12 protein-coding genes are annotated in these 12,950 nt (G+C 58.9%); 7 read left to right on the forward strand and 5 right to left on the reverse strand.

What is annotated here, in order from left to right:
• Window positions 1–43: 43 nt before the first annotated feature.
• On the reverse strand, window positions 44–1,432 hold the full coding sequence (locus FNU79_RS00535) for a hypothetical protein (protein WP_143718988.1): 1,389 nt from the start codon (window positions 1,430–1,432) through the stop codon (window positions 44–46).
• Between the two features lie 508 nt (window positions 1,433–1,940).
• Window positions 1,941–3,398 carry a DUF5677 domain-containing protein gene (locus FNU79_RS00540; protein WP_185974565.1) on the reverse strand — a complete coding sequence of 486 codons (1,458 nt, stop codon included), beginning with the start codon at window positions 3,396–3,398 and terminating at the stop codon, window positions 1,941–1,943.
• Between the two features lie 809 nt (window positions 3,399–4,207).
• Between FNU79_RS00540 and FNU79_RS00550 the strand changes: the two genes are divergently transcribed.
• Entirely contained in the window at window positions 4,208–5,149 is a 942-nt protein-coding gene (locus FNU79_RS00550) for a DUF808 domain-containing protein (protein WP_143718990.1), read from the forward strand.
• A 40-nt stretch (window positions 5,150–5,189) separates the two neighbouring features.
• Here the strand turns inward: FNU79_RS00550 and FNU79_RS00555 are convergent, their stop codons facing one another.
• Both FNU79_RS00555 and FNU79_RS00560 read right to left on the reverse strand, forming a co-directional pair.
• Complete coding sequence (locus tag FNU79_RS00555) at window positions 5,190–5,807, reverse strand: NAD(P)-dependent oxidoreductase (protein WP_143718991.1); 618 nt, start codon at window positions 5,805–5,807, stop codon at window positions 5,190–5,192.
• 165 nt (window positions 5,808–5,972) lie between these two features.
• Window positions 5,973–7,097: a sensor histidine kinase KdpD gene (locus FNU79_RS00560; protein ID WP_143718992.1), complete on the reverse strand. Its 1,125-nt coding sequence runs from the start codon at window positions 7,095–7,097 to the stop codon at window positions 5,973–5,975.
• Between the two features lie 344 nt (window positions 7,098–7,441).
• Here FNU79_RS00560 and FNU79_RS00565 point away from each other — a divergent pair, with 344 nt between their 5' ends.
• Both FNU79_RS00565 and FNU79_RS00570 read left to right on the forward strand, forming a co-directional pair.
• The gene (locus FNU79_RS00565; protein ID WP_225429788.1) at window positions 7,442–9,007 is read left to right on the forward strand and encodes a sensor histidine kinase; all 1,566 of its coding nucleotides are present in this window, start codon (window positions 7,442–7,444) and stop codon (window positions 9,005–9,007) included.
• Window positions 9,000–9,632, forward strand: a complete 633-nt coding sequence (locus FNU79_RS00570) for a response regulator transcription factor (protein WP_143718994.1) — start codon at window positions 9,000–9,002, stop codon at window positions 9,630–9,632. Before FNU79_RS00565 ends, FNU79_RS00570 begins: the two co-directional genes overlap by 8 nt.
• A 94-nt stretch (window positions 9,633–9,726) precedes the next feature.
• On the opposite strand, the gene FNU79_RS00575 is transcribed toward FNU79_RS00570, so the two are convergent.
• Window positions 9,727–9,915, reverse strand: a complete 189-nt coding sequence (locus FNU79_RS00575) for a hypothetical protein (RefSeq protein WP_143718995.1) — start codon at window positions 9,913–9,915, stop codon at window positions 9,727–9,729.
• Between FNU79_RS00575 and FNU79_RS00580 the strand changes: the two genes are divergently transcribed.
• The 4 genes from FNU79_RS00580 to FNU79_RS00595 all read left to right on the forward strand — a co-directional run bounded on the left by FNU79_RS00580 (window position 9,914) and on the right by FNU79_RS00595 (window position 12,922).
• A complete protein-coding gene (locus tag FNU79_RS00580) occupies window positions 9,914–10,258 on the forward strand; it encodes a hypothetical protein (protein ID WP_143718996.1) in 345 nt (114 codons plus the stop codon). The genes FNU79_RS00575 and FNU79_RS00580 overlap by 2 nt on opposite strands.
• Window positions 10,255–11,604: a TrkH family potassium uptake protein gene (locus FNU79_RS00585; protein WP_143718997.1), complete on the forward strand. Its 1,350-nt coding sequence runs from the start codon at window positions 10,255–10,257 to the stop codon at window positions 11,602–11,604. The genes FNU79_RS00580 and FNU79_RS00585 overlap by 4 nt, the downstream gene beginning before the upstream one ends.
• A 143-nt stretch (window positions 11,605–11,747) precedes the next feature.
• Window positions 11,748–12,179 (forward strand): NUDIX domain-containing protein, encoded by a 432-nt coding sequence (locus tag FNU79_RS00590; protein ID WP_143718998.1) that lies wholly within the window; start codon window positions 11,748–11,750, stop codon window positions 12,177–12,179.
• A complete protein-coding gene (locus tag FNU79_RS00595; protein ID WP_143718999.1) occupies window positions 12,176–12,922 on the forward strand; it encodes an SDR family oxidoreductase in 747 nt (248 codons plus the stop codon). The genes FNU79_RS00590 and FNU79_RS00595 overlap by 4 nt, the downstream gene beginning before the upstream one ends.
• Window positions 12,923–12,950: the final 28 nt, after the last annotated feature.

Genomic DNA, 12,950 nt, shown 5'->3' on the forward strand with positions numbered 1-12,950 from the left:
ATAATTTATCCGAAAAAGAGTGAGCAGAGGCGAAAGTTTCTGCTCAACTTAGTTCCCATACCAACTTCAAGGGCATTCCATATTTGGATGACTCAAGCGCTACAGCCTCAGTGATTTTGAGCTTCCAGTTTTCTACCCGCGCCGCATCTCGGAATTTCACATAAATTCCATCGTGAAGCCAAAGAGGTATCCAGACTTGCCCATTTGAACCACGAATGATTTCTGCGGCGGCAGACATGACCTTAAATTCATAGCTTCCCACCTCACGGGAAAGAATTGTTCTAACTGCTGATTCTCCCTTTTCGCCTGTGTCCGTTAGAGCGTGGAATTTGCCGTAAGCATCCGTAATGCCACCGTTTGAGCGAATGCCATCCATGTGCTGTTCGCGCCCTTCGAGCAGCGTGGCAGTCATCGGCAGCAACATGTACCGCTCTGTGAACTCTCTTCCCAGTTCGCGGGTGATTTGCCCCTTCAGCTGAGGGACTGGTTTCCCGTACACCGTGGCATAGATAACTTTTTTTAATTCGGGTTTTTTCTCGATTGGAAGCTGGAGTTCGCACATCAAGTAAGGCCAGATACTCCCCTTTTCTTCAATAAGGTTCAACAAGTCATCCAGACCCCATAGTCGCGCTGCAATGACCAGATGCGCGTTACTCAAATCGGCTGACCAAGTACCCGAAAAAAGGATGTCGCGGACATCCGACGAAAGGTAGGCAGCGGAATCTCCTACCGTAAAAAGGCGCTCTGAATTCCTAACTTGCTTGTAGGTGGGAGGGAAAAAGGTGGAGAGCGTGGAAAGGATTCTGAGTTGCCCCGTCCGCTTATCGCCGCTCATGGTGGTGGAGACATATTCACAGGCTTGAGTAAGGCGCTTGACAAAGGGAGCAAAACTTTTCGGAGGTTGTCTATTTAGAGCAGTTCCTACAGCGAAGTTAGGACGAAGAGAAGAGAGCGGAAAATTAGCGCGGGCGTCAGCACGAAGGATTCTTCGGCGTTGCTCCTCACGTTCAGAGAAGGATTTGCCAGAGATGAAATACACCATCTCAATCTGCCCAATCTGACACTGCTCGAAAAGGGATTGTAAATGTTCGTTTAATACAATTCTACATGTGCGGGCTTTCCCCACAATAGAATTTGAATTGGTGAGATGAAGCTGCAAACCAGTTCGGGTCGCAAACTCAGCTATTAAAAAATTTGATCTGAACAAACCTTGAGTAATCAACTTTGGCTCAACTCCGAAAAGGTTAGCTACAGAAACTCTATCCACCACAGCCGCCCCATTGTCGTCATCTCTGAAGGTTCCAAACAGGAGGTAAGCGAGGAAGAACCAATCCTCAGGGGTACGAATTTCAAACGATGAACTCAAGGCTTCACGGAAGGTTCTGGAGACAAGGACATCCAGACCCTCAGGAGTTAGGGGAAGATAGGGCATGGAGAATCCACCTCCTCAGGTGAAATAAGGTTTCAATGAAGGCTTACTACTTCTTAGTTCTATAGACGAGTAGAGGGAAGAGTCAAAAAAGGCGATGATGGAGAACTAGAGCAATATTGTCTGGTGCGGCGTGCTTCCAAGTGTCACAACCGGAGGAACGGGGTAACATCAGAAGACCATATACGTCACCCGAACAGTGAAGAGTAGTATGTGTGAATAAAATAAGAACTTAATAAAATAAATATTACGGATTTTCTGCAATTAATTCTCTACGTGGGTCGGAGCAGCATTGCAATGGTTTCATGGCTATTACTAGAGGAGGTATCTATGCTTTACCCACTGGCTATAAAGTGCCGCTGAGGAGAGACATCTTCGATTTTTTGAGTGCCGACATACCCTCAATGTAGAAAAAGAATCTTAGACCGCTTTAGCGTCGAGATGAATAGAAAATTTAAAAATCTGAAGCGCCGAATTCAGATTTTCGATGCGTATTAATGAAATAAATACATCAATATGGATAGATTACCTTAAGCTTATTCACCATGTTTGCGAGTAGAACTCGCAAATCACCAATGACCGAAGCTCTGTAATCCTGATATTGTTTGGGTACACGGTGTAACCTATGTAAGGGATTCACGCAATTGGTCATGGTAGTGTCTCTAACTACTCCCCATTGACCGTGAATGTAGCCTGATGTCCAATCATAGAATGAGTCATATATGTTTTTTTCATCGGCTGCTTCACTCATCTTCCGTAAATTGCCAGCATCCCAATTGCCGATCTTGATAGTTAAAAATTCCTGCCATAAGTCTTCGTTAGCTAGATCCTCAAGTGCTTCCATATCAACAAAGTCGGGCAGAGACTCAACATCAAGCAATTTTAAAAAAGCTAATTTGGCTTGACCTGCACCGTAATTGCGATACGCTTCCCATTTTTTTGGATCATCAAGTTTGATCAGGTAACTTAATGTGATGAAAATTTCTACGACGGTTCTTAATCCGATTCGCCCCAAAGTACCGTTATGAATTTTGGGTTGAGAAATTTCAGAGCATATATCTATGGCGTATAAAATTAAACCAAATGCCCCATCATGCCGAGTATCAATGGCTGATGTTGTCTGTGTGTCAATGAATGCTTCTGAAACTTCTGTTCGGAGTCTAAAAATTTCATCTTGAAAAATGTTGACATCAATTTCTTCATTTTGATGAACCCTTTCACCAACGAGACAGGGAGTAGCTTGAAACCCTACCTCCCAGAAATGCTTTGTCCATTCAGTCTCTTCGTTTGGCAGACCACCATGCTCCCGTACCTGGCTCAAGGTTATTTCTGCTGCACGAACAGATGGACGTACCTTCTCCATTTGACCCCAATTAGGGTATTCTAGTATTTCTCTTGCTAAGTCAGCTAGCGATTCTGGGAACATCAATTTTCCGCAAAGCATGGTGTAGACAACCCTTATCCATCTACAATCTGTTGCCTCTTCGGACTGATGGTTAAGCACTTTGGAAACGGCTTCAACAATTTGCATGGGCCCATTCTCATCGGGCGCGGATAGAACCGACTCCCATACAGCTCTGCCAGGGATGTTTGGGAAGAGCAGAAGCGGTCGCAGAGCGTAAGATGCATTGGGAACACCATCAATTGCGACTCTTATAACCCGTTCAAGTTCAATATAGTCTATAGACGCCAAATCTGAAATGAATAAGTCTTTCGGACGTTTTTCTTCTGAGAGCGCAGAGAAGTTTTCTGCGAAAATCCGAAAAAATTTGAGAGCGTCTTCTCGTGGAAGAGTTGAGACCAAAAGAGTAGCCCAAAGCATTTCAGGCATCCGAACATTCATCCAAGATGAAAACCTCACGTTCATATTATTCATCAGTTGGGGCACAAGATCTTTTCCCAAACGCTTATGAGAAGACAAACTAGAAACTTCTTTCGCCTTATTTTGCCGCTCTCCCTTTTCTCTCAACCGCCGCTCTTGTCTCCCCATATCTTAATCTAGCGTCAAAAGTTCAAGGCGACAGAAAATGACTCTTGAGATTTAGGCATCAGTATCAGTCACAGATACACTCACAATTTGCATTTCTCCGTTTGGGTTGACCTGATAGGAAACCACATAGCTTCTCGTGCGTCCCTGTCCGAGTTCTTCCTTGTGTATAGCAGTGTAGTGCGGCGTAACGGGTTGCCCCTGGACAGCTTTTCTCGTGTCAGGCTTACGGATGACCAGTTCACGCAACTCGTCTAACTCCTTGGAAAACGCGAGGAGCGAACTCTGGATAGTTTGTAGCTGTCTGACCTTGGAATTTTGCATAGTTGGAATACCTCTGAATAGTTTTTTAATAGGTGAAATATACATACAGTCTGACTGCTGAGACGGGAGAGTGCAAAGGTTCTCTGAGTGCTGGGGAAATGGCTGAAGCACTGTTTAGAGCGTACCTGTAATCGTTTGTTCTCTAGAGGCTTTGACAGGGTTCAGTTGAGGAAATATACTGGAATAGACGTTGTATTTCTCGTGAGAGTAGCTCAGTGGCAGAGCGTTCGACTGTTAATCGAATGGTCGTAGGTTCGACCCCTACCTGCCGAGCCAGATCAAGAAACCTCGTCTCAGACGGGGTTTTTTTGTTTTGAATTGCGGAGAAGATGTTGACGGATCTTTATCAATTCATGTCAGCGTTAACTCACTGGTGAAGTAGATTCCGCCCTTGCTAGAATGCAAAGTCTGATGACGCTCCAGTTCATGTCCGGCAACCTGTTCCCGCTGCCCGAAAAGCGGCTCGCATGAGCGGCGGTTTGGTGGCACTGCTCGACGACGTGGCCGCCCTCGCCAAGCTGGCCGCCGCCTCCATAGATGACATCGGCGCGGCGGCCAGCAAGGCGGGCGTCAAAGCCGTCGGTGTGGTGATCGACGACACGGCGGTCACGCCCCGCTACGTCACTGGCTTCACGCCGGAGCGCGAGTTGCCGATCATCTGGCGCATCGCCAAGGGGTCGCTGAAAAACAAGATCGTGTTCATCCTGCCCGCCGCGCTGCTGCTCAGCCAGTTTTTGCCGTGGGCGCTCAATCCGCTGCTGATGGTGGGCGGAGCGTACCTGTGCTTCGAGGGGGCCGAGAAGCTGTATGAAGCTGTGTGGGGCCACCACGATACACAGGGAGAAGCTGTCATCAAGCTGAGCAGCGACGCCCACGAGCAGCAGATGGTCTCGGGCGCGATTCGCACCGACTTCATTTTGTCGGCAGAAATCATGGCGATTTCGCTGGGCGAGGTGGCGGATCAACCGATTTTTGCCCGCGCCATCATCCTGGTGGCGGTGGCGCTGATGATCACGGCGTTGGTCTACGGCGTGGTGGGACTGATCGTCAAGGCCGACGATCTGGGTGTTCGCTTGGCCGCCACCGGTTCCAAGACCGCTCAGGCTGCGGGGCGCGGGCTGGTCAAAGGCATGCCGGTGGTCATGTCGGCCCTCTCGGTGATCGGTACGGCGGCGATGCTGTGGGTCGGCGGCCACATCCTCACCGACGGACTCAACAAGTTCGGGCTGAGCTGGCCTGCCCACACCCTGCACGATCTGGCGTTGGGAGCTGGGCAGGCCGTTCCCTTCGCAAAGGGAATTGTAGAGTGGCTGGTCGAAACGCTGGGGTCTGCGGTGGTGGGCGTGCTGGTGGGCGGCCTCATCGTGGCGGCGCTGCATCTGCGCCCGAAGAAGGCCGCAGCGCACTGAGCAGCGGGTCAGTGGGTGACTTGGCACTGAAGGCTCGCCGTCAGTAAGAGATGCCCACCCGGTAACCGATGTGCTTTTTTGCCAGCAGTTCGGCGTAGGCGTAAGCCGCCGTGTCGCCGGTGGAGATCTGCTGGCCGTCCACCGGAAGGTAATCGCGCTGCGTCCGGTAGCCGCCGACCGCTTCTCCATCCGGCAAATAGGTCGGGCAGATGACCGTCCAGTCGAGCGGAGAATCACGCAGCATCTCATACGCTTTTTGGTGCTCCTCTGCGGCGAAGGTCTGCTTACGGCGCGAGTCGCTGGTCTGATAGCGCAGCTTGCCCGGCTCGGTTCGGCTCTCCAAGATGCCCGCCGTTCCGATGGTGACGATTCTCGCTACGCCGTGCTCTTTCATGCCTTGAATGATGGCCGCCGTCGCCTCAGTCAGCGTGGTCGCCGAATCTGTTCCGAGGGCACTCACGACGGCGTCCGCTCCGGCGATGATCTGCCTGACCGCTTCCGCGTCTCGCACATCGCCCTGAATCAGTGTCAGGCCTGCTTGCGCCGCACTCTTTTCGGGCGACCTGACCAGCGCCCTGACTTCATGGCCGTCTTGCAAGGCGCGGCGAAGAATCTCGCTGCCTGTGCGCCCCGTCCCGCCAAAAATCGTTATGTTCACGGTGTGTGCCTCCTGTTGCCCCAGAATTATCACTGAATGGCGAGTGAGTGAAGGGACATAGCACACTGAACGTTATCGGCGACCAAGCAGGTCAACCGGGCAGCTTTTGGGAATGGCCTCCCTGCACCTGCAATGCGTTTTGCTGCGAGCGGTTTAACGCTGCCCTCAGTCCCGGCTGATGATGTGCACGTCCACGTCCCGCGTGCTTCGCAGAACTTGTTTGATCAAATCGCCGCGCCAGAGTTCGGCCCAGCGTGAGCGGCTGGTTTCGCCCATGACCACTTGGGTGGCCCGCGAGCGCCCGACATAGCCGATCAATGCGGCGGCCACCCCGCTTTCGCCGTCCAGCACTTCAAACTGGCCGCCCAGCGCCACGGTCAGGGTGCGGTAGGCATCGAGCAGGCGCGACTGATCGGACGTGACGCGCGGGCCGCGAATGGTGACCACATGCAGCGCACCGTGTAGCCGGGCAGCCAGTTGACCGCCCCGCCGGATCAAGCGCCCAGCACTTTCCTCGGCGGCAATGGCGACGACGACGATTTCATGAACGCCGGGGCTGCCGGTCGGCGCGGCCTGCTCCACCACGCTCGCCACTTGCCGCAGAGCGATTTCGCGCAGCGCCATCAAGTTGGGTGAGGTAAAGAAATTGCCCAGCGCTTGATCCACTTTTTCGGGGCCGTAGACGTGACCGGCCTTCATCCGGGCGCGGAGGTCGTGCGGCGTCAAATCGACCAGCACCAGTTCGGTGGCCTCACTCAGCACGGCGTCGGGAATCCGCTCGCGCACCCGCACGCCGGTCAGCCGGGCCACGGTGTCGTTGAGCGATTCCAGATGCTGCACATTTACGGTAGACAGCACGGTGATGCCCGCCGCCAGCAGCACTTCGACGTCTTGCCAGCGTTTTTGGCGCTCGCTGCCGGGGGCGTTGGTGTGGGCCAGCTCATCGACCAGCACCACTTCGGGGCGGCGGGCCAACAGACCCGGCACGTCCAGCTCGGTCAGTTCGGTGCCGCCGTACAGGATCACCCGGCGGGGAAACAGCGGCAGCCCCTCAGCGGCGCGGATAGTCTCGGGGCGTCCGTGGGTTTCCACGATACCGATCAGGGCGTCCTCGCCTTTTGCCACCCGCTCGCGCAGTTCGCTGAGGGCCCGGTAGGTCTTGCCGACGCCCGCCGCCATGCCGATAAAGACTTTGTGGACGCCGCGCACAGGACCAGCGGACCCGCCCGACTGACCGGGGAGGGTCAGCCGCTGCGGGGAGCGCTCAGAAGGGGACTCGGCGTCCGGCATCTCTTCAGCGCCCAGTCTGCGGAGCCGCCGCATTGAGTGGCCAATTGGGTTTCGGCTCGGTGGCGGCGTTCACCAGTTCGCGCACCCACGCCACTTGAACCTCGGCTCCGGCAGTGCGGATGTGAGGGCCAGGGTTCGGGGCGAGCTGGTCGGATTCGAAAAGGGGGAAAGTGAGTATCAGAAATTCCTCGTTCAGCTCGGGTACGCCGGTGATTTTAGTGTCGCCATTTCAGTGCCACTTTATGGTGCGCCGACGCCCTCATCCTTACCATTCGTCTATCGGCCAGTCAGATTGGCCAGTTGGCCAGTGGCCCGCTCGCCGCTTTCGGGTAGCCTCAAGGGCGATGAGGGAAACCCTGCGTCTTCTGTTCGCGCCGCCCAAACTGCCGCTGCAAAGCGCGACGCTGTGGGCGGTGTGCCTCACGCTGCTGGGCGTGGTGCTGCTGATCGATTTGCTGACGCCCGCTTCGCTGGTGGTGGGCACCTTGCTCACGGTGCCGGTGGCGCTGGCCGCGCTGGGCAGTTCGCGCCGCCCGGTGCTGATCTTGACGCTGCTGGGAGTGCTGGGTTCACTGGTGGCCGCTTTGTTCAACGCGCGGGCCGACGGCTTCAGTAGCGCCGACCTGTCGAACCGGATCGTCAGCTTGCTGGCCATTTTGCTGGTGGGCGGGCTGACCCTGCGCTCCCGCGAGGCTTCCGAACGGGCCGTGCAAATCGCCGAGGACGAGCGCCAGTTGCAGCGCGAGCGCCTGCTGCGCCGCCTCGCTGAAGACATGGGCGGCCCGCTGGGTCAGGCCGAGTTCGTGGAGCGGGCCGCCACTGCCCTCCAGCGCCTGACCGGGGCCAGCAGCGTCGAGGTGGGCGCGGTCGAAAAGGCCATCTTGCGCCGTCCCCACGCGCTGGCTTTTGCGCCAGGAGTTGAAGCGGATGATCACCGCTCCCACCTGAATAGCCGCTTGCCGCTGGAGTATCTGGCCCAGCCGGTGGGCGCGGGCGACGTGTGGGCGGCAGACGGCGGAGCGCTTTTGCTGGCCAGGCTGCGCCGAACCGAGGGCGGCGATTTGCTGCTGATCGTTTACCGGCCTCAGATTCCGCTGGCCCTGACGGCTGAAGCGGTTTCGGCGCTGCAACCGCTGCTGGAGCGCACCGCCCTGTTAGACGATTTACGCGTTCAGCGCCAGCAAGTCAGCGAACGCGGCGAACTGCTGCGCGATCTGGTCTACGCCTTTTCGCATGATCTGCGGACTCCACTGCTCGCTAATGCGGTGAACATGAAAGCTGCCCTGCGCGGCGCGTACGGCCCGCTTCCCGAAACATATCTGGGCACGCTGGAAAACGGCCTGGAGTCCAACGCCACGCTGCTGGCCCTCGCCGAGAAGCTCCTCTTAGTCACCAAGTACGAGAGCGGCGAGGCCGACGACCTGATGGAGGAAGTCAACTTGCGGGCGCTGGTGAAAAGTGTGCTCGAAGACCTGCGCCCCCGCATCGAGGAGCGCCGCTTGATCGTGGAGCGCGATCTGGAAGCGGTGCGGCTGTGGGGCCGCCCGCACGATCTGCGCCGCGCCGTTCAGAATCTGCTGGACAACGCGGTCAAGTTCAGCCCGCTCGCCAGCACCCTGCGCGTTTCTCTAGGTGAGGAAGACAGCGAGGCAATTTTGAGCGTGCAAGACGAGGGGCCGGGCGTGTCAGCGTCCCGTCAGCCGCAACTGTTTCAGCGCTTCCGGGGCGGCGGCGCGGGCAGCGGCACCGGGCTGGGCCTTTACCTGACCCGCCGCATCGCCGAGGCCCACGGCGGCCATGTCCGTTACACCCGCACCAGCAAAAACCGCAGCCTCTTTACCCTGACGCTGCCCGTCACCGGGGAGCCTGCTCCTGAAGAGCTTGGTTCTGGAGGGAAGGCCCATGTCTGAAGAAGCGATCCGGATTTTATTGGTAGAAGACCACGCCTTTACCCGCGACGGCCTGCGGGCCACCCTTAATTTGGAAGCCGACTTGCACGTCGTCGCCGAGGCCCGTAGCGGCGAAGAAGCCTTGGAGCGCTTAGCCAGCGTGGAAGTGGACGTGGCGGTGGTAGACATCGGCTTGCCCGGCATAGACGGTATTCAGACGGCCGCCGAGATCCGGCGCGGCTGGCCGGAGGTGCGGATCGTGATGCTGACCGCCCACGACCTGCGCCAAGAAGTCTTCGCGGCGCTGGCGTCCGGGGCGGCGGCTTACTGCCTCAAGAGCGCCAAACCCGAACTGCTGCTGCTGGCGGTGCGGGCGGCGGCGGCGGGCAGCGCCTACCTCGATCCGCAGGTGGCCCACCACGTGCTGGGCGGCGTGCGTGCGCCGGGTTCGGCTCCACTGCTGACCCCCCGCGAGCTGGAAGTGCTGCGCCTGATCGCCGACGGCCTGTCCAACAAAGACATTGCGGCGCAGCTGGGGGTCAGCGTCAGCACCGTCAAGCTGTACGTGCAGGAATTGTTGGTCAAATTGCAGGCTGCCGACCGGACTCAGGCGGCGGTCAAGGCGCTGCGGCAGGGCTGGCTCTAGGGCCAGAACACCGGAACACGGGGCGCTGAGACGAGGTGCAGCCTGCCGAGCCAACCGGCTCTCAGAGAAGTCGCTTAGCGCAGCCGCCCAGCGCCTAGCTGCCGCTGAGCACCAAGACCGTTAAGCCGCCGAGCAAAAGTGCCCAGACCAACAACACAGGCCGGGTCACGCCTTGACGCAGCAGCGAGCCCGTTTCCAAACAGCTGGCCCAGAAGTCGTGCAAAGCCCAGCGGGTTTGGACGGTGTGCAAGGTCGGTGCCGGGGTCTGCGAAGGAAGTGACATGCCCACACAATGCACCCCCGCTCCGGGCGCGTCATTCGGTCAGGTGGCTTGGCCCGCTGGCCGGATGGCCAGTCCGGCTGGCTCAGCGGCCATTCCAAAGACCCGGCGCTCGGCGCACACTGAGAGCATGAAACTGGCCCGCTCCCTGCTCTTGCTGGCGGCACGCCCACAGGTTTGGCGTGCGTGCCACCGGGTTAGCAGCGCTTGGCAGCTTACCGGACGACACAGCGCTGACCTCAGCAGTGCTTACTTCAACGGCCTGCGCTGCCCAGGCGGAGATGATGTCGGGGACGAACACGCCCAACTTCACTCGGCGCTTCACCCAGCACCGCCCAAGCGGTGAAGCTGCGCTTTCGCCCACTGATGATCGTCCAGCGTCCGGTTCAGCTGCTGGTGGTGGGCGTGGTGGGGCTGATCCTTATCGGCACGCTGGGCCTGCTTTCCCCGCTTGCCCATACGAACGCGCTGAGTTGGGTAGACGCCCTGCTGCTGGCGACCAGCGCCGTTTGCACCACCGGTCTGAGCAGCGTGAACGTCGCCGAGGTGCTGACGCCCGCCGGTCAAGTGTGGTTGGCCCTGCTGATCGAAGTGGGCGCACTGGCCCTGCTGGTGCTGGCCTTCGGGTTCGTGGAACTGGGCAGAAAGAATTTGATGGGCCGCGCTCAGGCTTTGGAAGAACTGGGCGTCCGCGCGGGTCAAGATTTCCGGGGCCTGCTGCACCGGGTACTGACGCTGACGCTGGGCATTCAACTGGTCGGCGCGGCCCTGCTGCTCCCCGACATGATCCGGCTGGAAGGAGCCGTCAAAGGAGCGCGCTACGCCCTGCTCCACGCCGTCATGGCTTTCGGGAACGCGGGCTTCGGGATGTGGCCGGACGGTGTCGCCCGCCTGCTGCCCAGTTCACTGCTGACGCTGATGGCCTTGGTGGTGCTGGGCGGCATCGGCTTCGTGACGCTCGACGAACTGGAGCGCAATATGCAGGTGCGCTTCCGGCGTGGCCGCCGCCCACCCCGCTTGTCTACCCAGACGCGCATAGGCTTACAGGTCACGGGCACGCTGCTGCTGGCCGGAGCAGCGCTGTTTGCGGCGCTGGAATGGAACCGCGCCGCGACGCTGGGGCCGCTGGCTGTTCCGGCCAAACTGCTGAACGCCGCTTTTCAGACGACTGTGGCCCGCTCGGCAGGCTTTGCCACGCTCGACTACGGCCACTTCGCCGCGCCGACGCTGCTGCTGATCATGGGCCTGATGTTTATCGGGGGAAACCCCGGCTCAACGGCGGGCGGCATCAAAACCACCACCGCCGCCGTGCTGCTCGCCGCGACCCGAGCGGTGCTGCGCCGCGAACAAGACGTTCACTTGGCGGGGCGGCGTATGCCCACGTCCACGCTGATGCGGGCGCTGACGGTGGTCACGCTGGCGGTGCTGGCCATAGGTCTGGGCACCTTCGCCCTGATGCTCAGTGACGCGCGGCAGCGGCCCTTGGCGCTGGCGTTTGAAGCGGTCAGCGCCTTTACCACCTCGGGTCTGAGCGTCAACCTCACCCCGCACCTCTCAGGCAGCGGCAAGCTGGTGCTGGTCGCCCTGATGTTTTTGGGCCGGGTGGGCTTTTTGAGTTTGCTGCTGGCCTTCCGCCCCGCCCCGTCGCCAGAAATGCGCCTGCTCAGGGAACGTGATTTCACGGTGGGCTAACAGGGAGCAGCGCCAAAAGCAGAACCGCAGCCTACACGCGCCAGCCGGTTCAAATCGGCGGCGCACCGCTAAGATTGGCTGTTCCGCTGCTGAGCGTGAGCACAACATCTGTCCTCTCCCCCGCCAGCCGCTAAGCTCACTCCATGAATAGCCCTTCTTCTGCTGCCCCCCCATCAAGGCCGCTGGTGTGCGTCGGCGCGTTGGTGCGCGGCCCCGCTGGCTACCTCATCGTCCAGACTACCAAATGGCGCGGCAGTTGGGGCGTGCCCGGCGGCAAAGTCGAGTACGGCGAAACGCTGAGTGCTGCCATTGAGCGCGAATTTGTGGAAGAAACCGGCCTGAAGATCACCGGCATCCGCTCCGCCCAGACTCAAGAAGCGGTGCGCTCAGCCGAATTCCACAAAGATTCACACATGCTGTTGTTCGATTTTTTTGCCCACACGGAGGGCGAAAGCGTCGCGCCCAATGAGGAGATCGTCCAGTGGGCCTGGGTCAGTTTGGAAGAAGCGCTGAGCTACCCGCTCAACAGCTTTACCCGCACCCTAGTCGAGCTGGCCATCAAGGAAGGCGCATGAAGCCGTATACCGCCCTCGTCACCGGCGGAGCACGGGGCATCGGGCGCGGGGTGGCGCTGGCGCTGGCGGGCGCGGGCTACCACGTGGCTGTGCAGTACCGATCCAGCGCCGAGGACGCCGCCGAAACGGCCCAGTTGTGCCGTGAGCTGGGCGTAGAGGCCGACACCTTCCAGGCCGAGTTGACCGACCCTGATCAAGCCGCCGCTGTGGTGGAGTGGGCGCACCGCCGCTTTGAAACGCCGCTGATTCAATCGCCGCTGGGCGTGCTGGTGAACGTGGTGGGCAACTACGTCCACCGCCGCTGGGATCAGACCACCCCCGACGAGTGGAATGACATGCTGGGCAGCAACCTCAGCGCCACCTTCTACACCTGCCGGGTGGCCGTGCCGCTGATGAGAGGCAATCACCCGGACGCAAGCAGCTTCGGGCGGGTCGTCAACTTCGGTTATGCGGGCGCACAGAACTTGCTGGCCCGGCCCGGCGTGGTGCCTTACGCGGCGGCCAAAGCGGGCGTCATTGCGCTGACCAAAGCCATTGCCCGCACTGAGGCCCAGTACGGCATCAGCGCCAACGTGGTGTCGCCGGGCGTCATCGAAACCTCAGTCAGCCAGCCGCTCACCGAGATTCCGGCGGGGCGGCTCGGCACAGTGGACGAAGTGGCGCGGGCCGTGATGACCTTCGTGGAAGGCAGCGCTTACCTCACCGGCCAGGTGCTGGAAGTCTCGGGCGGCTGGAACCTCTAGCACCGAACTCACTCAGCGCCTCAACCAA

This window comes from Deinococcus detaillensis (assembly GCF_007280555.1).
Classification (GTDB): domain Bacteria; phylum Deinococcota; class Deinococci; order Deinococcales; family Deinococcaceae; genus Deinococcus; species Deinococcus detaillensis.